This is a genomic window from Ornithinibacillus bavariensis, assembly GCF_050433565.1.
Taxonomy (GTDB): domain Bacteria; phylum Bacillota; class Bacilli; order Bacillales; family Amphibacillaceae; genus Ornithinibacillus; species Ornithinibacillus bavariensis.
Window position 1 is genome coordinate 193,418 of record NZ_JBNPWZ010000003.1, and the last position, 20,270, is coordinate 213,687.

The window sequence follows — 20,270 nt, forward strand, 5'->3', positions numbered from 1 at the left end:
CTATACAGTCTCAGAATTACAAAATGATTTCCTAAAAACTACATAACAAAAGCCAAATCATCCGGTGTAAACCTAACTAGGTTACATCCAATGATTTGGCTTTTGCTGGTAGCTTATATAATAGCTTTTTCAATTGATACCGTTTTTAAGTTATCTACTGAACTATCGAAAATCCGTTTAGTTAACGATGTAAACGCCTCTACATCACCAGTTGTATAGAATTGATGTGAAAATTGTTCCTCAACATCATTTAACAACTGGTTCATCTCTAAGATGGCACTTGTTTCTCTAGCCGTTTCTTCACTAGAAGAAATTAGTGTAACATGTGATCCAATAGACTCTTGGATCACATCCTTCAGTAACGGATAGTGGGTACATCCGAGAATCAATGTATCCATCTCATTGTTTATTTTTAAAGGCAATAATGCTTCTTCAACGGTTCTCTCTGCTAATTGACCAGAAAGGATTCCCTTTTCCACCATCGGAACAAATGTTGGGCACGCTAAGGGATAGGTAACGATATCCGATTTTATTGTTTGAAGTGCCTGAGTATAGGCATTACTTCGGATAGTACCTTCAGTCCCAATTATTCCAACATGGTTATTTTTAGTTGATTTTATTGCAGCACGTGCACCTGGTAGTATAACACCTACTACTGGGATTGATAATTTCTCCTGTAATTCTCCTAAAGTATATGCAGTAGCTGTATTACAAGCTATTACTAGCATTTTAATATTTTTCGTTAATAGAAAATCTACCATTTCCCATGTGAAAGTTCTTATTTCGTCTGCTGATCTTGGTCCATAAGGACAACGCAGTGTATCTCCCAAATAGATAAGCTGTTCTTTAGGTAATTGTCTCATAAGTTCATGAACAACTGTTAACCCTCCGACACCAGAATCGATTACTCCAATAGGTTTATTCAAAAAGACCGCCTCTTCTAAGATGTTATTTTTTATTTATGAATTTTCATTTATAGTTTTCATTTGATCATGAAGTAAGTCAAGTAATTCAATTAATGCATTGGTTTGTTCTTCTGTAAAATTCTCTAATACTTCACCTAAGTATTGTTGACGTTTGATTATAACTTCTTTAATAATTCTTTTTCCTTTTTCAAGTACATGAATTCGTACAACACGTCGATCATTCGTATCCCGTACTCTTTCCACTAGTTCGTTTTTTTCCATACGGTCTACGAGATCAGTTGTTGTACTAAATGCTAAGCCATTTTTAGCGGAGAGTTCCCCTATTGTCAAATCCCCTTCCTCATGTAACCATTGAAGCGCAATAAATTGAGGATTGGTTATCGGATAATTATTTAGTATCTTTCGACCATTTTGCTTGATTGCACCAGCAATGTGTCGAAGTTTTTTTTCTAATTTTGCTAAGGCTTCTTCTGAGATTTGATTTTCCAAGTCTTTACCTCCCGAACTTCTATCGATATAGTCATATTTTATCATAAAAGCTCGAATAACCTATATTATATTTATAAAATCATGAAATTCAATTAAAAAATTGGGGTATATTAATATATTTTATACTTATTTGAAATGTGCGCACCGTTTAGTGTTACTCACATAAGCTAATAGTGACTAAATAATTTCCCTTCGTACTGCAGCTCTATGACAGCAAGGAGGGGTTAACATTTGAAGGACAACGAGTACAAACCGAAGCAACTATTGACTAAACGGGAAAAAGAGGTATTCGAGCTCTTAGTTCAAGATAAAACAACAAAAGAAATTGCCCAGGAATTGTTTATATCCGAAAAAACTGTCCGTAACCACATTTCAAATGACATGCATACCATTATCAAACAGTATTAAATAGTATACTACTTTTTCCAATCAAAGTTGTATTGAATGTCGATTTCACCGCCCAAATGGATTGTAATATGGTCAATGATAACTTGAAGTGCATGATAAATATCCTGGTCCTTTTTGTCTATTTCATCAAACGCCTCTTTTATATTCTTCACTAGTTTAGTACTACTTTCTTCCTTATTTAATAGAAATAATTTATCCTGAGCTTCTTTTATTTTTTTATCTAACTCAGCTCGTTTTTCTTCAAATTCCTTATTATCGATTAACTTATTAAGACGAATATCCAATAAATCTTTACTTTTAGTCTGGTATTCTTCAATAGACCTCTTTAATTTCTGTATCTGCTGTTTCTTATGAGCACCAAAAACACTATTAAAATCAAATTCTACTTGCTGTCCTTTTTCTTTAATAATTTTTACAATGAACTCCCGAAAATCCTCATAAGTAATTGGAACATGATTCTTACACAGGCTCTCTCCACCGCGTCTATAAGCACTACATTTTAAATATCTCCATCTAGTCTTTGTTCCATCTTTCTTTTTTCGCCAAGACTGCATGATGATCATGTTGGAGCCACAATTACCGCATTTAAGCATTCCTCTAAATTCATTCCAAGGAGATATTTTTTTCTTCTTATTTATTACTGGTTTATTATTTGCCTCTTCCCAAACTTCTTTTGACACAATCCCTGGATGATGGTCTTCAAATATAATCCATTTCTCTTGAGGATTACGGATCTGCTTCTTTCTACCGTCCACTTTAATAGTGGTGTATTGATTTAAAATAAAGATTCCACAGAAGGTTGGATTTTTAATAATTCGTTGTACTGTAGTTACTTGCCAGGTATTTTTTGTCCTAGGCGGAAGAAATTCACCAGATAAAAGACCATCATTTAGCATATTCGTAATAGCCTTAAATCCAAATCCCTCGTTGTACCATTTGTAAATTTGTCTTACAACATTTGCCTCATCTTCTTTTATTACTAACTTTTTATCAATTCGCTCATATCCATAAGGTACCTTACCAATATGCTCACCACGTCTTACCTTAGCTGCTAAAGCCGAACTTATAGACACTGATAGCGTTTTAGGATATTGAGCTGCCATCATAGAGTGCATTTCAAATTTCATATCATTTTTACCTTCAACTAAACTATCATAACCCTCTTCAATAGTTACAACTCGTACACCATGGCCAAGTAGAACTTCTTTAATCTCAAGGGCGTCTTTTAAATCCCTTGCAAGTCTATGAATGGATTTGAACACAACCATTTTTATTTCACGATTCCTTGCTTTTTCTAGAATCAATTGCATGGCATCACGTTCTAAAAACATTGTTCCCGATTTATCTGTATCCATTAAAACAGAGTAATCATTCCACTCAAAGTTATTTTGTTCTAACCAGTAACGGCAAATATCAATTTGATTAGGCACTGAGTCCTTTTGACTATCTTTGTCTGTTGATACCCGGACATATACTACATACCTATACTCACTATATTTTAATAGCTCTGGTTTGGTTTGATTAAACAAAATGGACTCCCCCGTTTGCTTTTGGATTATATGACTATATTATATAGTATTTAATAATTTTTTGGATTAAAAGTACCCCTAAATTTGATTGAAAGTAAAATAGCCCCCAGTACCACCTGGGAAGCTATCTACTATTGTTTTTTCTATTATGCTTTGCTTCTTCTTACAAATAGAATCGTAATTCCTACAGGTAAGAGTAATGCACCAATTAATAGGTAATTATAGTTATTGGTTGCTGTAACTGGTAATTTGTTTCCACCTTAATCAACTTGACATTAGGAAACTTTTCATAAATTACCTATCAAAAATCGACTATTCAGGAAAAAGTTGAAAAAATAAGTATTTAGAAGGAGATGAAAGTTAGCATCTAGAATATAACAGTAGACAAAATGAAGTAATTTTGTAAACAAAAGGAGGGAAATTAATTGTGGATCAAATCTTATAAATTAGAGAGAAATGCTAAACTACCAAACTATGTAATTGATCACCTAAGAAACCTAGTATATGAATTAAAGAAGGGAATGCAAGAAAGATTGGGGAGACATTACACTATACATTTAAGATACAGTGTACATAGTGAAGCTGCCTACATAACTATCTCCAAAGACAACTCTTCCTATAAAATTTCTATCCGTAACCATACCACTAAAAGTAAGTGCTTCGACAAAGCTTATTATCTTGACAATTTCCATACATGGGATGAATTTATGAATTTCTTTTTGAGTAAGGAGCTTAGGCAAATTAAAGATATATTGAACAATAAAAAAACCCCTCCAAACAAGAGGGGTATTTTTGCAGTAGGAAAGTAGGAAAGTTTTCTTTACTTTATTAGTACTTTTTACCCTCAACTTTCCCAAGTTAATGTTAAAGGGATTTTGTCACACAATGTCGAAAATAGTAAAAGAGTAATAATAAGGAGGTGTAAAGGCAGTCAACTTCGAAGGAGGAAAGTAGGTACTAATTAAAATTATTAAAAGATAAAAAGGGGAAGAATTATGCGAAAAATATTAAGTCTTTTAGTAGCGGTACTATCAATAAGTTTATTTTTTGGAAGTGCAGTAGGGGCAGAAACAAATTCAAAGATAGTATCCAAAGAAACAAGTAACTCTATTAGTCTAGAATGGTTCATGGATGGAGATTACTATAAAGTTTATAGGAATCAGGAATTAGTTTGGGAAGGCAAAGAGACAAATTTCGTAGATACTAACCTTGAGTCTGATCACATGTATAATTATAGAATAGGAACATATAATTCCCAAAATGATTTAATTGAAATTACAAACCTTAAAACTCGCACAGAACCAATAAATACGAAAAGGGCTAATATTCTTAACGAATCGAACCCTCTAGATAGTGGTAAACTGAACAATATATTAACTACTGAAGTAGGTAGTGATTATGTTAGACTAACCTGGAGTCCAATGGAAGATGAAGATGGTGTTTATGAAATATATCGTAATGATATTCTTATAGGATCAACAAAGGAACTAACATTTTTAGACCTAGATGTTGATCCTGATCAAGAGTATCAATACACTATACAGTCTGCTACAATTATTTCTGAAGAAGAAAGAAAACCAATTGATGACTACATCAAGGAAAATAATTTAGTACTAACTGATGAACAAAGAAAAGAAGTATACACTCAGCCTCACGTATTAATACGTACAATACAAACTAACAAGGAAAATCCCAGCGAGGAAGAGTTAACTTCAAAAGATTTACCAAAATCCTTAACAACAAGATTAAAGCAATCTGAGTTAAATAGAATGTTCAGATCATCTACATCTTCAATGAATTATACAATACTATTTAGATATACAACTTTTATCCCCGAAGCTAGAGCAGAGAATCCATTGAATTCTACTGTCTATGGGGGGGATAATAGGTCATTTGACTTTTATGCTGACGCCTACCGGACTAGATCTGATGTCTTTGCTGGTTGGCTAATGGGACAAGAGCTGTATCAAAATCCCTATACAGGTGTTACTGTCCAGTATAAAAATGGTGAGGTAAACACTAAGAAAGCTTCTACATCTGGTATTAAATTGACAAAGGATTTAGTATCTAGTTCGAAGATGATGTGGCGTGTTAACCATAATGTAGGAAACCCATTTTCTTCTCTTTTTCCAGGTCTCACCTATTATTATGAAGGTACTCTATATAATACCTATGATATAGAATTAAGGGGTTCTCATGATAAAGCACCAAACCACGAATTTTATTATGCAGTAGCATATACTGATTTTGTGACACCGGGTGTAATATTCAAGTACACTGGCGGAGGTTTATACTATTTAATTCCTGGAATGCCTCAGCAGTATTTTGAATTCTCTATATAAAAGTATATAATATAAATGGGCTTTAACTTTGTTTAAAGCCCATTTAATTATAATAGATTAGAGGTTTGTTAAATGAAACAAATAATTGTACGTAAAATTATTGCAGGATTAATTACAGTATTTAATATTGGGTTCATATTTATTTTGATGGATCCTAACATAACTAATGGAACTAGCGGAAATTTATTTTTGGAACTTTTAGACCTTTTATTAGTAATCATAGTGTTTTCTGTAATTTGTATTTCCCCGTTTGTTCTAGTAGGGGTACTATTCTCAGTTTTGATAGATAGAATACGCATTCAGTCAAAAGTGAAAAATTTGTTATACATAATTGGGCACTTGTTATTAGGATTAATTATAGGCATTCTTGCAATTATAATCTTCCAATTAGATGACGATTATTTAGATCTAAATAGACTTACCAATAAATTTTTCTTAATTAGGTTCTTATTTATATGTTTTTACCCTACTATAATCTTTTGTTTATTAGATATGCTATACAAAAAAACACAAAAAGTTCAACAATAATAACTATCATGTTATAATTCAATACAATAAAAATTGTTTAAGATAGCCAGCATTTGGACTAAATAAAGATCTGATACATTTAATGAATAGGAAAAGTAATTATTAAAGCTGTAATAAAACCGGAGTACGATGATGACATATGTTTCTTCTTTGGTGAGGTAAAAGTCCTCCTTCGAGGACTTATTATTACACCATACCAGTAAGCAAAGAAACATCACTTTTTTACTCCATTAATACATTTTCATTAGAATAGAAAGCCCTCCTGTTTCCACTAGAGGGCTTTTTAGCAGTTATACTCTAGATTACATCCTTAAATTATCACTTTACTCTCAGACGATCTCCTGGATGGATAATATCGCTTGTCAATCCATTCAAACTCTTAATAGCATTGACAGTAGTACTGTACTGTTGAGCGATACCCCATAGAGTTTCACCAGCTACTACAGTGTGATAAACTACTCTTCCACCTACCATAAGGACCTGACCAGGGTGAATGATATCACTAGTTAGTCCATTCAAATCCTTTAATTGTTGTACGGTCATATTATGGGCTTGGGCAATACTCCATAGTGTATCACCTGATTTTACAGTATACGTACCTGTTCCACCATTATCCTTTTTTCTTAATCCAAAATATAAAGCAATGGCATCAGCTAACGCTTTTCCTGTAAGGTCCATAACTGTATTATTTCGCATTTTAACAATATCAATAGTAGAGTCCATAAATCCACCTTCAATTAGTATTGCTGGCATATTGGACTCACGAAGCATGTGGAAATTAGCTGATTTAATACCACGGTCACGTAAGCTCATTGCTCCTACTATTGCTGGGTGTATTTTCTTTGCCAATGCTAGCCCTGAGGAAGATCCAGGATAATGGTAGGTTTCTGTACCAGTCCAAGTTCCCCATTGACCTGTATTTGCATTATGATGATAAGATACTAAAATATCTGCGCCTTGACTATTTGCCTTATTTGTCCGTGCCGTTAAAGATACATCACTATTTCCTGTTGGATCATCTAACCGAATAATTGTAGCATTTTCATAATGGTTTAAATATTTGGTAGCTGCAACCACAACTTTATTGTTAAAAGACCACTCTAGTTCACCTTCTGGAGTCCTTTTCCCCGGTGTATTCATACCATGTCCTGCATCTAATGCAATTTTAACCATAAATAATCTCCTCCTATTATTTTTTATTAATAAAGTGGCTTGCCCGTTTGGACTAGCCACCTGGTTAATCAGTTGAATTTGCTGCAATGCAAATTTACTTCTTAGTAACAATCTTACTTTGGTCAAATAATCCAGCTGCAGACAATCCAATCATTAATCCATACATGATTTGCTCTTTCGGGCTACCTCCTACATAAAAAACACCTGCTAGCAATCCTAAGATTAGGGAGGCTACAGGCAAGTATTTTTTTGATACTCCAAGTTGTTTAAGTAACTCTGTGAGCGCCAAGACAACAGCAATAATTAACGCAATTTCAAACATAGTTATCACCTCCCTTCAATGAAAAAAGAGCATCTACCTTGGTGGCAAACGCTCTTCAATATCATCTAACTTGCTTATAACAATGTCGTATTTGCTGCTAAATCCTTTCAATACTTCATTCTGATCATCGATTGTTTGATAGAGTTGTTTTTCTCTCTCGTTCGCTTCCTTACGTGAAGAATAAAAAAGCCAAACAAAAAGGACCGCAAACGGTCCCTGCGTGAGAAAATATTGAATTAATGTTTCATCCATGACTGCCTCCTAATTTATGACATAAGAAAAAGCACCTCAGATGAGATGCTTAAAATTATTCTTTTTTATTCAAACTTGCTATACCTCTTTCAAAATCATATATTTTGCTACATTCTTTACAGTTGCAATAGATACTTTTGGATCTAAATCCGGGAATGTCATCTTTTTCGTAAGTAACGATACCTTTTCCGCAAGGGCACTCATACTTTTCTGTAATTACACTTCCACTCCCTGCTCCCCATCCTGCATGTGGAATTTCTTCTTCTTCTATTAACTTCAAATTCACATTAATCCCCCCTTTCAATCTACTTAATTCGACAAAGGAGGGGGAAATCCTTTAAATTTTTATTGCTTAGAAATTACTTGTGACATTACCTCTAAAGTGTTATCAAGAAAGTCTGTAAATACTGCATCTACTCCATAGGATATAACATTAGAAATATACTCTTTTTCATTGCTATTATCAAACCATACATGAACTTCTAAATCAGATTCATGCATCTTATTAACAAAATCCTTATTGATTTGCGGAGCATACGGTGCTATACCTATTGCGAATTCTTTTACTTTATTTACATCAATATTATTTATTGTTTCGTCACCTACAACTGTTAATACTAAGGGAATGTCACTATCTATTTCGTGAACTTTTCTTAAACTAGTTTGAGAAAATGAGCCGATGATAACTCTATCAATCACGCCCTTTTCAGAAAGTATATTAATCAACTTTTCTTCCATTATAGGTTGTTTGTCAACCAAACGTGTTTCTATATAGTATTTTGTACTATCATCGAATTGATCTATTATCTCTTCTATAGTTGGTATTTTTTCTCCTTTAAATTCTTCGCCGAATGTTACTCCTGCATCCAACTTTTGCAGTTCTTCTAAAGTGTAACTAGAAACAGCTCCTTTTCCATCTGTAGTACGGTCAACAGTTTCATCATGTATGGCAACTAAATGACCGTCTTTAGTCATTCTTAAGTCGATTTCGATAAAGTCCGCTCCCAATTGAATTGCTTTCTTATAAGCAGTAATGGTATGTTCAGGAGCAACATTATTAGCTCCTCTGTGGGCAATCAAATCGACTGTTTTTTCATGAGTGCTTTTTACTGCAGGTTGAGAACAACCAAATAGTAATAACATTATTAGGAATATTAGTATTTTTTTCATACTCTTAATTTACCATTACATTCCCAAAATTTCCAGCAGACCACTTGCGACCAAAATGTAAGTAACCTTCTCGGTATGTGCTATCGGTAAATGACATAGAATTTCCTGTATCTTTTCTTGTTATAATAATTTGAGTGGCTGTGACTTCGATTTTTACAGGTACAATTGTGTTATCATTAATTGGTGATGATGTTAAAGTGCCAATACGTGTTCCAACACCACTGTCTGAACGGTACAAATCAAAATTTCCATTTCGTCCTAAAATAAGATTGTACCCATAAGATACGTCTCCAAAATCGTTGTATATATCATTTCGAGTGCAAAACTGAACACCAAGCCACCCTCCGGAAATATGATTAACAGTTTTGAAATCAAACTCTAGCACAAAAGTATCTGGTAATTCTCCTGCCCATCCTTGCAATACAAAATCTCTTCCTTCCATTAGTGCATTGGAGTTGGATGTCTCTAAGAACCCCCACCGATTACCATCTGAAAACTTACCTCTTTCTGTTAAAGATTTAATCATACCGTGATAAAACATTTGATTCATATAAGGGTCTTTTTTTAGAGGAGGTACAAGTCCAGATAAATAGAATGGATCATCACTATAAAAACCACTTACCCCAAGTGATATATATCGATCACGTTGATAACGGTGATTTACTGTCCAAACTACAACTTTTAATCCCGCACTAATGCAATCTTCAATGTAAGTATCCGTTGCATTAGTGGATACCCCTACATATTTAACCCCGGAATTTACTATTTCTTCTGGTGGCCTTGTGTCGGTAGCTAACAGTGTAGGTATTCCTGCATGTACGGCTGGAGCTAAATCCGTTATGTTAAAAGAGGTTATTAAAGCATACTCAGTTAAGTCGTATTTAATTAGAGCATCCACTATTTTTTGTGTTGATTTTTGATCTTTTGACTCTGGAGTGTATATTGCATTTTTTCCAAAACGGTCTAATACTTCTTCAAACAGAGGAGCTTTAACTTTCCACCCTTGCAAAACATCTACCGTTAGATTTTTAAACCCCATAGTCGAGTAATCTTTTACAGAACCAGTTTTATCAGTTGTACGATCTACAGTGTAATCATGTATAACCGCTAATGTGCCATCGGACAACTGTTGGACGTCTTGTTCGATTACGTTTATACCCAAGGCCAAACAACCCTCGTATGCTTCCATGGTGTTTTCTGGAAAAATATTTGCCCCACCACGATGACAGATATAAAAAGGCTCTTGTATATCTTTAAACTTTACTCTCTCTATTTTGTTAACTACATTTTCAATTTCTTGCTGTTTTAACTCTAATTGTTCATCTATATACTTCCTATTATCACTAATCCCTTTCTCTGCTTCAGATAGCCTAGGAGCATATTCTTTTTCCAAATTATTTAATCTCTCTTCAATGTTTGTATTTAGCTCACCTGTGTCAAAGCTTCCGTCAATTAACTGCTGGGTAACTTCCTTTGCTTCATTTGCTGTAACTTTAGCTTCATCTGCTACATTTGCAGTTAGTTCCATGGATTCTGCTATGGATTCCCTTACTTCCTTACCGTAAATCGCTGTCCTCACCTGGTGTGCTAGTTTCTTTATCTTCTCTGGTATCGCCATGATCCTCACTCCTATTCAGAAGTTCCTCTGATTTTATTCTTACTTGTTCTGCTTGTTCTGCCAGTAATCTAGCTCTGCTTTTATTAGATTCTTGCATTCTCTAGTGCCTCCACTCTTGCGACTAAAGTATCCAAATCTATTGGATTAATCACAGAAATTAAGTCTAATTTTCTCTTATCAACTGCGCTCATTAATCCATCCTTCGTTGGAGTTGCAACCTCATAAACTGGAATATCTTCAACTGCAGCAATAAGATTATCAACAGCTTGGTTTAGGTTTTCAATCGCATCTTCAAGTGCAGGAAAGTCGCTATCTTCTAATGCTTGTTGAATGTCGCTTACAGAAGTATCTATTTGGGTTAACTCGGTTTTAAGAGAACTAATTGTTTGTGATTGACTAGCGACCGTTTGCTCTAATTGCGCTACGCTTTTAGTCTTTTTATTTGCTTCAATTTGGTACTGAGTTAATGTCTTATATTTTTCTCCGATAGTTAAACTAGCGTTTTGTGGCACGTTAATATCAATGGTCTGTTCGATAATCTGCAATGGCTCGTCTATTTCAAAGACAGGGTTGATGATTCGATGCCAATTCCCGCATTCGAAAGCTTCGAAGGATGAATCGATAAGTGATACATCAACTGGATTTACATCGTAGCTTGTTTTAGAAGCCTTTTGACTATTTAAAAACTGTTGGCCACGAGTTTTTAAAATATTTGGTTGGGTTACATCATCAAAGATTACCTCACCCTCAACTATTCCAAATTCTTCTTGTAGTTCTAAATCATCCAGGTAATCAATTCCACCATTAACAGAAGCAATTGTTAACCTAGCTTGCGATATATCTGCTGCGTTTTCATCTTCACTCTCAATCCGAGTTCCCAATGGAATTAAACGAGTAATTACATCCAGTGGATCTATTTCTCTTTGCATATTTTTCAGATTGGTCCTTAGTCTAATCGGAGTTTCTTTTAACTCTCCAACTGACTCTAAATAATCCAAATACATCCCATCGGATTCTTCACGTAAAAATAAAAAACCGCCTAGGCGGTCTATGAGCTTGTCGTTTATAGAATCAAATGTTTTGTCGTAACCAAGATAGCGATACACATTGTCGTTGCTATTGGTTACCGTAACATTACCAACTTTGAATCTTTTGTGTGGTTCCACTTGTCTATTGTGATTATCAATTATGACCTGAAAAAAATCTCTAACTGTCATATTATGATACTCACCATGACGTTGATTAGAGTCGTTCAAATAAGCTAATTTACTTTCGCATGCATATTGGATGGAGAACATTCCATCACTACTCATTTTTTCAGTTGGTTTTAATACTCGGCCATCGAATATCTTTTTGTTTCTCTTTATATCAACTACTTCAATTAAAGTTTTAAGTGGTTTTATTTTCCCCCATGCGGGATTAGTTGGATTGATTACAAAACTCATATCCGAAATACCACGAATAACAAGTTTAATTTGGCCACTGCTTAACTTTATTCCACTTGGATAAGGGGAATGAATGACTGTACCTACATTGTCATTAGGGCCATCATAAATAGTTACTAGATACATCAAATCAACTCCTTATGCCACTTAAAGGATATCGTTCCATTACCTGTAATGGTCATTGGATTTTCGCCGATTTCAAGACGAAATGATTCACTTTTACTTTCGCCTTGAAGTACGTCATAGATTACATTGCCTTTTCTTATTGCCATTGGTGAACTTGCTATGATACTTGGTGATATTCCTGTTGCTCCAACATTTAAAAGATTAATAGATAAACTACCATTTACAGTGTATTCTTGAGGTTGGGATATATCTAACTCAAAATTAAATGTATCCCAGATATCATTGCCTTCTTCTAGCAAACTGACTTTGAAAGGATATGCATCAAATATAAGAGTAACTGTTAGTCCTCCAGAAGCATCTTCAACATCAACAGACGTACATTTTGTTAAATAGTAATATCCCGGAGAATGATCATCATACAATGGCGCATATCCATCTTTCATAAGCCAGTTTTCCAATACAGTTCGGTCTACTTTTCTACGAGTATAATCACGTTCTAATACCTCGAAATGGTATGTTAAGGTGCGATTCTCATAAATTCGTTCGCCTAAAATCATTGAAAAGTCATATATTCCTTGCATGAAGGGAACACTTTCTATGATTAACTTTTCGCTAGGTGTTGGGGCAGACCTGGACACTAACCACATCCCAAATTCTTTTGAGTGTTTACCATTTCGAGTAATACCTTCTTGAATTTTATTCAGTTCTGGTAAACCGTTAGTTAAGTCTAACATTATCTGCCCCACCTTTCGTTCAACATAGTTTGATTACCACCCATGCGATCATATTGATTATAGGTAGCGCCAACTAATGCACCGCTATCTAATATGATTACTTGATTACTATTTGCTATTTTTTCTAGCAAGCTTTCAATTCGTCCGTTATTCTGATTTACTGAATGAGAAACACTTGTTTGTATACTTCTGTTTGTTCTAGCAATCTGTCCACCAATATCAACTGCAGGCATTTCCCCATTGATAGCACTTGTCAAATTTGCCATAGCTTGTACTGCTGTACGTTTTCCTTTATCAATTGACTCAGCAATCGATTGAGGAATCTGTATTTTCATGATGTCACGCAAAGCACCTTCTTTAGCAGGAGAGAATGGCAAGAAATCACGTATTTTTTGGGTTACTTTTCCTATAGCATCTTTTACTTTTCCTATTGCTCCTTTAATACCATCAGCAATACTTTGTACAATATTTTTCCCTGCATCTAAGAACTTCTTACGAATATTTAAAAGGCCATCTAAAACCTTTCCACCTAACTCTTTACCTTTATTAAAAATGTTTTTAAAGAAGTTACCTATTCCTTCTATAATATTCATTACTAGCTCGCCACCAGCTTTTAGCAGTTCCCATACTATGCTACCAAGCCCTTTTATTAGTTCCCAAACAATTTTCACACCGGCTTCTAGTATTTGAGGTAAAGCTTTAATTAAAGCCCCTCCTAACTTAACAACTAACTCCAAGCCCGTTTCAATTAACATTGGAAGGACATCTATTATACCTTCTATTAGTGCCATCAACACTTTAATACCAGCATCTATAATTACAGGTAGATTATCAATTAACGCTTCAAACAGTGCTGTAATGATTAATAATGCTGCATCAATTAATGCTGGTAAAATCTCAATTACACCATCAATTAAAGCTGTTAAAAGTTGTATTCCTGCATCAATAATCATAGGCAAGTTTTCTATCAGCACATCAATAAGGGTTGTTATAATCATTATAGCTGCACCAATAATCATCGGTAGGTTCTCCATAAAGACATCTAAAAGCGTTGTGAGTATAGTAATTCCTGCTTCTATTATCATTGGTAAGTTTTCAATGAATACATTTATTAATGTTGTTAAAATAGTTATGCCGATTTCAATCAGCATTGGTAACATAGATACCCATGTATCAAGAATTGTAGTTAGCACAGTAGTTGCTATTTCAATTAATGTCGGTAGCATTGAAGTGATTGTTTCTACTAAAGTTTGTATTATTTTAGTTGAAGCTCCTACTATTGTTGGTAGTGCTGTTACAATGCCGTCAATTAACTTTGTTAATATTTCAACACCGATACCAAGAAGTTTTGGTAATTGGGCAACTATTGTATCAATTATTTTAGTAAGTATTTCAACACCTTTTTCAACTAAACCAGGTAAAGATTTAGAAATACCTTCAATTAATTTTACAACTATATCAGCACCTACATCGATCGCTTTAACCAACATGTCAGTCATGTTATTAATAAACCCTACAGACATATCAGCAGCATTACTTATTGCTTCACTAAACTCCATTTCACCTTTAAACACTTTAATCACATCTGAAAGGATATTAGTTTTTGTTGCTAAGAATGCAAATCCACTAATCAACCATCCAATTGGTCCTGAAATTCCTAATAGCATTGTTCCTACTTTAACTAATGGACCTGTTAAAGCGGTTAAAACACCCTTTAAATTAATGGAATCTTTAAATCTAGAAAAGTAACCTGAAACAACACCAACTATGTTACCAAGCCAATCCATCGATTTATTAAAAGCATTAACTGCTCCTGACTTTAAAGAACCAATAAATGGCTTAATGCTACTTCCTAATTTAACAAAATATCCAGCTACTGCACTTATTATTGTCTCCATTGATTTAAATGCTGACTTAATTGCACCCCATACAGATAAAACAATGTTTCTGAAAGTCTCATTAGTTTTCCACAAGATTGTAATCACAGTTACTAATCCAACTAATAAACCCACAATCCACCCAATAGGGTTTGCTCTTATAGATGCATTTAATGCTAAAAATCCATAGTGCGCTAAAAATAGAGGGTTCCTCAGTAGAGCAATAGCACCAGCTAAAGCCTTTACTCCTGGCGTTAATACTGTCACAATTTGAAATGCTACTAGACCTGCTACTACTCCAGCAATTACAGGAGCAAGTGGTTTCAAAGCTTTATACAATCCAGCAATAGCTTTTGCAGTTGGCTTAACTGCTTTAGCCATACCATCTAAAACATTAAAAAACTTTTTCCCCATGTTGGTAATAATGTTTTCTATACTTTGAAGTGATGTATCAGCTAAAAATTCATCAATGGCAGCAATTATATTCGTTACTCCACGGACAACGGCGGTTTTCATGTTAGTCCAAGCTGTTCTAATACCCCCAGATGCTGTAAGTGCCCTGTCAGCGAATCCACCTGTTTGATTGTTTAACTCAATAAGCTTTTTGTTAAACTGATCGAAAGTAATGTCTCCACTTTTTAATGCTTCGTATAAGTCGTTTTGTGCTGAAGCTCCTGCATAACCAAAAGCTTTTGCAACATCATTAAGAGCAACACCCATTGTTTCCTGTAAAGTTCTCCAAGATTGCAGGTCAACTTCACCTTTAGACAACATCTGAACATACTGGTCAAGTCCACGGGAAGCATTAGCTGCATTTGAACCGGATGAAATAAATGCATTATTTAATGCTAGTGTTGTATCAACTGCACCACCCAAATCATTGGTAAGTACAGCAATTCTTTGTGTTGTTCCTGCAACATCATCCAATGTAGTGGGAAGTCCTTGTATTCCATCAGACAGCTTATTAATTGCCTTTTTGGAATCAGTAGCCGAGAAACCAATTTGTTGTAATACTCTTGGGAAGTTGTTTAATGTGTCATAGCGAGAAATAGCTCCATCTATGGAATTTCGAACCATATCGAAGCCCTTTTTAAGGACATATAAACCTCCTGCAGCCTTAATAAGCTTCCCTATTGTTATTCCTGCGTTACCTGTTGAACGTTCCAACCCATCTATGTTCTTCGCTGCATTCTTAAAAGCATTTGAAAATTGATCCGCACCAGTAGCTTTTAAATAGGCTTCCACGGAATAAGTCTCGGCAATAGCAATCTACCCCCCTCCATTGTTTATTTGTGCAGCTAAACGTGCCATCCTCCGCATTTGTGGAGTGATTGCACCCTGTTTCTTGCCTTCAACTTCATTAAGTCGCTTTTCGTAATCAAAAAAGTCCTCAAATCTTTTAAAGACTGGGACTTGTTTTTTGCCTTGTTCTTTTGTAAATGTTACCTGGTTATTTAACCAAGCTTGAAGGTGCATGTCACGCTCTTTATCGACTCTAGAAAGGTTATAAGCTTCCATTCGATAAAAGTATTCTTCTAGCCTTAGCAACTCGATTTCTTGCAAGCTAGTAAAACCTAAATAACGAAAGCAATTTATAATAATTTGCTTATAAGTATCACGAGATTGGTTTACTCTTCCACGTTTCCAACTACTGCTGCTTCCCGAAACTTCTTGATTGTTGATTTCGCTACTGGTGACTTTCCCAATGCACTAGTTAAGTCACTGAACAGTTGTTCAAACCCATCGTTCTCCTCTGCATAAACTTCCAACGCCTCATCGATGTCTTTTACATTTGGTACAACGTCATGATGTGAGATTGCAGCTTTAATAACATCTGTTAATACAGTGGGGTTATTTTGCTGGATGCTCATAAAAGCCATGTTGATACCCATACCGAATTGTAATCCTTGATAATCAACTTTAAATACCTTGTCCAATTCTCTCGCAAACTTCATACCAAATTTAAGTTCAAACTTTTTACCGTTAATAGCAAATTCCATTAATTATTCCACCTTTCGTTATTGTAAAAAAATAAAAAGAGAAGGCTAATGCCCTCTCTTAAGCTCCTACTGGTGTTTCTTCCGGTTCTTCCGGTTCGGTAACTGCTGTTGTGTCCCGGAACGCATATTGAACAGCTTCCTCTTGTTCTTTTGTCAATGTGGCCATTCCGAATTGTGGTTCTAATTCAACAATAAAATTACCCGATACTGTTGATTCATCTTCTGCACCTGCAGCATCTTCCCATGAATCTAAATAACCTTGTGCGTAAACTGCTGGATACTTATCACCTTGTTTTAAATCCTCATCAACAGTAACTTCCCATAATTCTAGTTTTTCACCATCCAATACAGCTTGGCGAAGCATATCACGTACTGGATCTGTTTTTGATTGAATCGCTTCAATACTTACCTCTGATTCTAGCTCCCCAACTTTCACAATAGTGCCGTCTTTCGTGACAATACGGTCTAACGAACGTGAATAACTAAAAGTATGCTCCGTCTGAAACGCTAGTTTAGCAGCTTCTTTATTTTGATCACTTAATTTGCGAAATAACAAAATTTTATTTTTACCTTGCATCATATCTGACATGGTATAACCCTCCTAATTTATTGTCATATCTAATTCTAAAATTCCATGTATAAACGTCACACCTGTTGAATTATCAAGCATTATTTGTCCATTATGCCTTTTTGGTATAATTTGATACCCGTTTGTATGTTTCAACTGATAGAATGCGTTTTTGATGTTGTTTTGCATGGTGCTTACTGTTTTTCTATCACGTTGAGGATCATCAGCATAAATATGAATTGTAACTTGATAATCGCCAAATAGGTGTGATTTGGTGCTCCTGCTTTGTTCAAATACCTCTCCTATAAAAACAAATGGATATGTCGATTCCTTACCTGGTAGGTAATTGTACGTCGAATATCCAAGTTGTAGACTGATGGCAAACAAAGCATCGTGAATCGCTTGATCTGGTGACTTTTCAATAACTGGCATTAGATCACCTACTTCATTAATCGTTTCATATCTTGTATGAACTTTTGTCGTTGTTCGTAATACGCATTCGTCATAAAAGGTCTAGGATACATATACCTGGTGCCATAATTGACGTAACCTGAATACTCAGCCTCGCTTGCAGTTTTAGCAGTGAATCCATTGTCCTGCGAATATTGTTTAATTTGTCGCTTTAAAAATCCAGTATCAACAGGGGCAAAGCGTTGGGATTTTCTATGCAACTCGGTACCATTCAGTTGTACAGTCCTCTTAACATCATCTAAATTAGCATTACGTTTCAATTTGCCTTTTAATTTGTCTGCTCCCCTTAATTCAAAACCCCTAGCCATTAGAAACACCCTCCAAGTAAAAAATGCCTTTCCTATAATCGGATTGGCGTTTCACTTGGTATTTTTGTTCATTAATCAAAACATAGTCTATTTTTCCATTGTACGGGCGCTGTAGCCTAGCGACCGTAATAACCTTATCAATCTGTCCAAACAGTTCATTAGTCCTCTCAATGCCTAAATTTGATAGATTACAAGGCTTGGTTGTTTTAATTACTTCGCCATTTACGTATTCACCCTTTATAGGGTCATAATAGCTATTGGTTTCAATAACGAAGGTTATACGTTTATCAAATCGCATTAGATAAACATCACCTTTCCACGCTTGGGCTTATCTTCGGAGTCATCCTTGTAATCGTCAATGATTTCTTGATAGGGTGCAAAATCCTTGTCTAAGTCATAAAATTCAATTCTATGACCCTCAACAGATTCCGCCTTTGCTCCTTCTGTACCAATTCTGTTATATCGGCGTATAGATATTTCCTCAATAACATAATTCAAATCTGCCGGAACTTCCGTGATACTCTTATTTATTTTTCGAAGTTTACCCAACAAATGACTAGTAACATTCTCGATAATGATATTGAGGGGCTTATCTTGCAAACTATCCTCAATACCTAGCAGAGTTTTAATACGTTCTATCATTGGTTGCACCTCACTCATGTAAGGCTTCTTCTGCTTCAATAGCTGCATCCTTACCCTGTACTTTTTCACCATTTGACAGTTCGAAATATCCCCCGCCAGTGTGCTTAGGGAATTCTTGATTTTCTTTTCTTCCACCATTCTCGTCATGATCTGGTGGATTCTGATTATCTTCAAGAGATTTAATAAGAACTTCATTACGCTTATTGTTTGTGGATGCAAGTTCTTCAATACGTTCCTTTGATACTGCCACACCGTCACGAGGGAATGGGTCCCTCGCACGGTATACATGATTGTTATCTTCTAAATCGGTAAAGTCTTTTATTACTTCATACATAAAAAATTACCTCCTTATGCTCCTGTTGGATTGGCTTCCGTCTTGAACTGGAATTTCACAATACGAATTGCTTTTGGATCATAAACACGCTCCCAGTTATTTCCTGTTGCAAGTTCTGCATTTGTAGGGAATTCATCCGTTACAGTTGTTTCAGTCCATTTCACTCCACGAGGATGTAAAATACCGATATTACGGTTGATTAGATAATCCTCGCCAGAAGATGACTTCTTGTTACGGTCAATTTCTGTTGGAATGATATTAGGGTGAGAACCGTTACCCTTGGCAATGGCACCACTTCCGAATAGATACATAGAGCCAACTTTATTCGCTGTATCATAATGCATTCCATCATCGACGATTACTCGTTTATTCATAAAGTACCCAATACGGTCAGATTGACCTGCCTCTTGGACGTATTCAATCAATTGGCGCTTAGCAAGATATGCTTCAACAGCAGAGTGCATCATTACCCCTGTAAGAAGTCCTTTTGCATCTCCCATTAGTTGAGTTGCATCTATGAAGCTATCACCGTCTAGTAATGAATCTGTTCCGGCTAAAGCAGAAATATCAAGGACCTTTCCATTCATATTTTTACCTTTGAAAATACCTTCTAGTGTTGCAAGTAACATTGCTTGGTCACGACGAATCCAATACTTAGAAACTAATTTAGCGATCGCACCCATTGGATCATCACCAGATAGCAATGCAGATAGACCGTTAGCTCCCCACATACGAGCACGACCTTGTTTACGTGCAACGTCTTTATTAGATGTGATTTTAGCAGCAGTTAAATCGCCCTCATTTTTAATCGTTTCTTCTTCACCATCTAAATCATTCCAGAATGGCATATTAACAAGTGTATTTGGACCACTTGCTAAAGCATCAAATTCAGCGTTATTTTCAATAATTCCACTTTGTACCAAAGCAGATTGTTCCGTTGTTTCTTGAATTACATATTCAGTAAATACCTCTGGTTGAATTACATCAGCAATACGTGTAGTCAATTTT

General features: G+C 35.2%; 25 protein-coding genes and 1 pseudogene. 3 read left to right on the forward strand and 23 right to left on the reverse strand.

Annotation, left to right across the window (positions count from 1 at the left end; all coding sequences use genetic code 11):
* Positions 1-113: 113 nt before the first annotated feature.
* Both racE and HNR27_RS07800 read right to left on the reverse strand, forming a co-directional pair.
* The gene (racE, locus tag HNR27_RS07795; protein ID WP_212921210.1) at positions 114-926 is read right to left on the reverse strand and encodes a glutamate racemase; all 813 of its coding nucleotides are present in this window, start codon (positions 924-926) and stop codon (positions 114-116) included.
* A 33-nt stretch (positions 927-959) separates the two neighbouring features.
* Positions 960-1,415, reverse strand: a complete 456-nt coding sequence (locus tag HNR27_RS07800; RefSeq protein ID WP_429339341.1) for a MarR family winged helix-turn-helix transcriptional regulator — start codon at positions 1,413-1,415, stop codon at positions 960-962.
* A 231-nt stretch (positions 1,416-1,646) separates the two neighbouring features.
* On the opposite strand from HNR27_RS07800, the gene HNR27_RS07805 reads away from it, so the two are divergent.
* Positions 1,647-1,823 (forward strand): helix-turn-helix domain-containing protein, encoded by a 177-nt coding sequence (locus tag HNR27_RS07805; protein WP_429339342.1) that lies wholly within the window; start codon positions 1,647-1,649, stop codon positions 1,821-1,823.
* Positions 1,824-1,831: 8 nt separating this feature from the next.
* Here HNR27_RS07805 and HNR27_RS07810 read toward each other — a convergent pair whose 3' ends face one another.
* Positions 1,832-3,352: a recombinase family protein gene (locus HNR27_RS07810; RefSeq protein ID WP_429339343.1), complete on the reverse strand. Its 1,521-nt coding sequence runs from the start codon at positions 3,350-3,352 to the stop codon at positions 1,832-1,834.
* 146 nt (positions 3,353-3,498) lie between these two features.
* Positions 3,499-3,597: pseudogene (locus tag HNR27_RS07815) on the reverse strand (hypothetical protein); the annotation flags it as partial.
* Between the two features lie 180 nt (positions 3,598-3,777).
* Between HNR27_RS07815 and HNR27_RS07820 the strand changes: the two are divergent.
* Together HNR27_RS07820 and HNR27_RS07825 are read left to right on the forward strand one after the other, a co-directional pair.
* A complete protein-coding gene (locus tag HNR27_RS07820) occupies positions 3,778-4,161 on the forward strand; it encodes a hypothetical protein (RefSeq protein ID WP_429339344.1) in 384 nt (127 codons plus the stop codon).
* Between the two features lie 186 nt (positions 4,162-4,347).
* On the forward strand, positions 4,348-5,694 hold the full coding sequence (locus HNR27_RS07825; RefSeq protein ID WP_429339345.1) for a DUF3238 domain-containing protein: 1,347 nt from the start codon (positions 4,348-4,350) through the stop codon (positions 5,692-5,694).
* 846 nt (positions 5,695-6,540) lie between these two features.
* Here the strand turns inward: HNR27_RS07825 and HNR27_RS07830 are convergent.
* The 19 genes from HNR27_RS07830 to HNR27_RS07920 form a co-directional block, all read right to left on the reverse strand.
* Complete coding sequence (locus tag HNR27_RS07830) at positions 6,541-7,395, reverse strand: N-acetylmuramoyl-L-alanine amidase family protein (RefSeq protein ID WP_429339346.1); 855 nt, start codon at positions 7,393-7,395, stop codon at positions 6,541-6,543.
* A gap of 94 nt (positions 7,396-7,489) precedes the next feature.
* Positions 7,490-7,717: a holin gene (locus HNR27_RS07835; protein ID WP_429339347.1), complete on the reverse strand. Its 228-nt coding sequence runs from the start codon at positions 7,715-7,717 to the stop codon at positions 7,490-7,492.
* Positions 7,718-7,750: 33 nt separating this feature from the next.
* A complete protein-coding gene (locus tag HNR27_RS07840; protein ID WP_429339348.1) occupies positions 7,751-7,969 on the reverse strand; it encodes a BhlA/UviB family holin-like peptide in 219 nt (72 codons plus the stop codon).
* Positions 7,970-8,024: 55 nt separating this feature from the next.
* Positions 8,025-8,255: a hypothetical protein gene (locus HNR27_RS07845; protein ID WP_429339349.1), complete on the reverse strand. Its 231-nt coding sequence runs from the start codon at positions 8,253-8,255 to the stop codon at positions 8,025-8,027.
* A 59-nt stretch (positions 8,256-8,314) separates the two neighbouring features.
* Positions 8,315-9,139, reverse strand: a complete 825-nt coding sequence (locus HNR27_RS07850) for a glycerophosphodiester phosphodiesterase family protein (RefSeq protein ID WP_429339350.1) — start codon at positions 9,137-9,139, stop codon at positions 8,315-8,317.
* A gap of 4 nt (positions 9,140-9,143) precedes the next feature.
* The gene (locus tag HNR27_RS07855) at positions 9,144-10,757 is read right to left on the reverse strand and encodes a glycerophosphodiester phosphodiesterase family protein (RefSeq protein WP_429339351.1); all 1,614 of its coding nucleotides are present in this window, start codon (positions 10,755-10,757) and stop codon (positions 9,144-9,146) included.
* Entirely contained in the window at positions 10,696-10,854 is a 159-nt protein-coding gene (locus tag HNR27_RS07860) for a hypothetical protein (RefSeq protein ID WP_429339352.1), read from the reverse strand. Before HNR27_RS07860 ends, HNR27_RS07855 begins: the two co-directional genes overlap by 62 nt.
* Positions 10,841-12,328 carry a phage tail spike protein gene (locus HNR27_RS07865; protein WP_429339353.1) on the reverse strand — a complete coding sequence of 496 codons (1,488 nt, stop codon included), beginning with the start codon at positions 12,326-12,328 and terminating at the stop codon, positions 10,841-10,843. Before HNR27_RS07865 ends, HNR27_RS07860 begins: the two co-directional genes overlap by 14 nt.
* Complete coding sequence (locus HNR27_RS07870) at positions 12,328-13,062, reverse strand: phage tail protein (protein WP_429339354.1); 735 nt, start codon at positions 13,060-13,062, stop codon at positions 12,328-12,330. Before HNR27_RS07870 ends, HNR27_RS07865 begins: the two co-directional genes overlap by 1 nt.
* Positions 13,062-16,184, reverse strand: a complete 3,123-nt coding sequence (locus HNR27_RS07875) for a tape measure protein (RefSeq protein WP_429339355.1) — start codon at positions 16,182-16,184, stop codon at positions 13,062-13,064. Before HNR27_RS07875 ends, HNR27_RS07870 begins: the two co-directional genes overlap by 1 nt.
* 24 nt (positions 16,185-16,208) lie before the next feature.
* Positions 16,209-16,502, reverse strand: coding sequence for a hypothetical protein (locus HNR27_RS07880; protein WP_429339356.1), 294 nt, complete (start codon positions 16,500-16,502; stop codon positions 16,209-16,211).
* Between the two features lie 65 nt (positions 16,503-16,567).
* The gene (locus tag HNR27_RS07885; RefSeq protein WP_429339357.1) at positions 16,568-16,939 is read right to left on the reverse strand and encodes a tail assembly chaperone; all 372 of its coding nucleotides are present in this window, start codon (positions 16,937-16,939) and stop codon (positions 16,568-16,570) included.
* 58 nt (positions 16,940-16,997) lie between these two features.
* Positions 16,998-17,528 carry a phage major tail protein, TP901-1 family gene (locus HNR27_RS07890; protein WP_429339358.1) on the reverse strand — a complete coding sequence of 177 codons (531 nt, stop codon included), beginning with the start codon at positions 17,526-17,528 and terminating at the stop codon, positions 16,998-17,000.
* A gap of 12 nt (positions 17,529-17,540) precedes the next feature.
* Positions 17,541-17,939: a gp17 family tail completion protein gene (locus HNR27_RS07895; protein ID WP_429339359.1), complete on the reverse strand. Its 399-nt coding sequence runs from the start codon at positions 17,937-17,939 to the stop codon at positions 17,541-17,543.
* Between the two features lie 8 nt (positions 17,940-17,947).
* Complete coding sequence (locus tag HNR27_RS07900) at positions 17,948-18,286, reverse strand: HK97-gp10 family putative phage morphogenesis protein (protein ID WP_429339360.1); 339 nt, start codon at positions 18,284-18,286, stop codon at positions 17,948-17,950.
* Positions 18,279-18,584 (reverse strand): hypothetical protein, encoded by a 306-nt coding sequence (locus tag HNR27_RS07905; RefSeq protein WP_429339361.1) that lies wholly within the window; start codon positions 18,582-18,584, stop codon positions 18,279-18,281. The genes HNR27_RS07900 and HNR27_RS07905 overlap by 8 nt, the downstream gene beginning before the upstream one ends.
* The gene (locus tag HNR27_RS07910) at positions 18,584-18,928 is read right to left on the reverse strand and encodes a phage head-tail connector protein (RefSeq protein ID WP_429339362.1); all 345 of its coding nucleotides are present in this window, start codon (positions 18,926-18,928) and stop codon (positions 18,584-18,586) included. The genes HNR27_RS07905 and HNR27_RS07910 overlap by 1 nt, the downstream gene beginning before the upstream one ends.
* Positions 18,929-18,938: 10 nt before the next feature.
* On the reverse strand, positions 18,939-19,262 hold the full coding sequence (locus tag HNR27_RS07915) for a hypothetical protein (RefSeq protein WP_429339363.1): 324 nt from the start codon (positions 19,260-19,262) through the stop codon (positions 18,939-18,941).
* Between the two features lie 14 nt (positions 19,263-19,276).
* The gene (locus HNR27_RS07920) at positions 19,277-20,266 is read right to left on the reverse strand and encodes a major capsid protein (RefSeq protein ID WP_429339364.1); all 990 of its coding nucleotides are present in this window, start codon (positions 20,264-20,266) and stop codon (positions 19,277-19,279) included.
* Positions 20,267-20,270: the final 4 nt, after the last annotated feature.

What these genes read in the sequence shown, in the direction of transcription:
- HNR27_RS07825 (WP_429339345.1), top strand. Translation starts at nt 4,348, where the DNA reads ATGCGAAAAATATTAAGTCTTTTAGTAGCGGTACTATCAATAAGTTTA.
- HNR27_RS07830 (WP_429339346.1), bottom strand. Translation starts at nt 7,395, where the DNA reads ATGGTTAAAATTGCATTAGATGCAGGACATGGTATGAATACACCGGGG.
- HNR27_RS07835 (WP_429339347.1), bottom strand. Translation starts at nt 7,717, where the DNA reads ATGTTTGAAATTGCGTTAATTATTGCTGTTGTCTTGGCGCTCACAGAG.
- HNR27_RS07840 (WP_429339348.1), bottom strand. Translation starts at nt 7,969, where the DNA reads ATGGATGAAACATTAATTCAATATTTTCTCACGCAGGGACCGTTTGCG.
- HNR27_RS07850 (WP_429339350.1), bottom strand. Translation starts at nt 9,139, where the DNA reads ATGAAAAAAATACTAATATTCCTAATAATGTTATTACTATTTGGTTGT.
- HNR27_RS07855 (WP_429339351.1), bottom strand. Translation starts at nt 10,757, where the DNA reads ATGGCGATACCAGAGAAGATAAAGAAACTAGCACACCAGGTGAGGACA.
- HNR27_RS07860 (WP_429339352.1), bottom strand. Translation starts at nt 10,854, where the DNA reads ATGCAAGAATCTAATAAAAGCAGAGCTAGATTACTGGCAGAACAAGCA.
- HNR27_RS07865 (WP_429339353.1), bottom strand. Translation starts at nt 12,328, where the DNA reads ATGTATCTAGTAACTATTTATGATGGCCCTAATGACAATGTAGGTACA.
- HNR27_RS07870 (WP_429339354.1), bottom strand. Translation starts at nt 13,062, where the DNA reads ATGTTAGACTTAACTAACGGTTTACCAGAACTGAATAAAATTCAAGAA.
- HNR27_RS07885 (WP_429339357.1), bottom strand. Translation starts at nt 16,939, where the DNA reads ATGGAATTTGCTATTAACGGTAAAAAGTTTGAACTTAAATTTGGTATG.
- HNR27_RS07890 (WP_429339358.1), bottom strand. Translation starts at nt 17,528, where the DNA reads ATGTCAGATATGATGCAAGGTAAAAATAAAATTTTGTTATTTCGCAAA.
- HNR27_RS07895 (WP_429339359.1), bottom strand. Translation starts at nt 17,939, where the DNA reads ATGCCAGTTATTGAAAAGTCACCAGATCAAGCGATTCACGATGCTTTG.
- HNR27_RS07900 (WP_429339360.1), bottom strand. Translation starts at nt 18,286, where the DNA reads ATGGCTAGGGGTTTTGAATTAAGGGGAGCAGACAAATTAAAAGGCAAA.
- HNR27_RS07905 (WP_429339361.1), bottom strand. Translation starts at nt 18,584, where the DNA reads ATGCGATTTGATAAACGTATAACCTTCGTTATTGAAACCAATAGCTAT.
- HNR27_RS07910 (WP_429339362.1), bottom strand. Translation starts at nt 18,928, where the DNA reads ATGATAGAACGTATTAAAACTCTGCTAGGTATTGAGGATAGTTTGCAA.
- HNR27_RS07915 (WP_429339363.1), bottom strand. Translation starts at nt 19,262, where the DNA reads ATGTATGAAGTAATAAAAGACTTTACCGATTTAGAAGATAACAATCAT.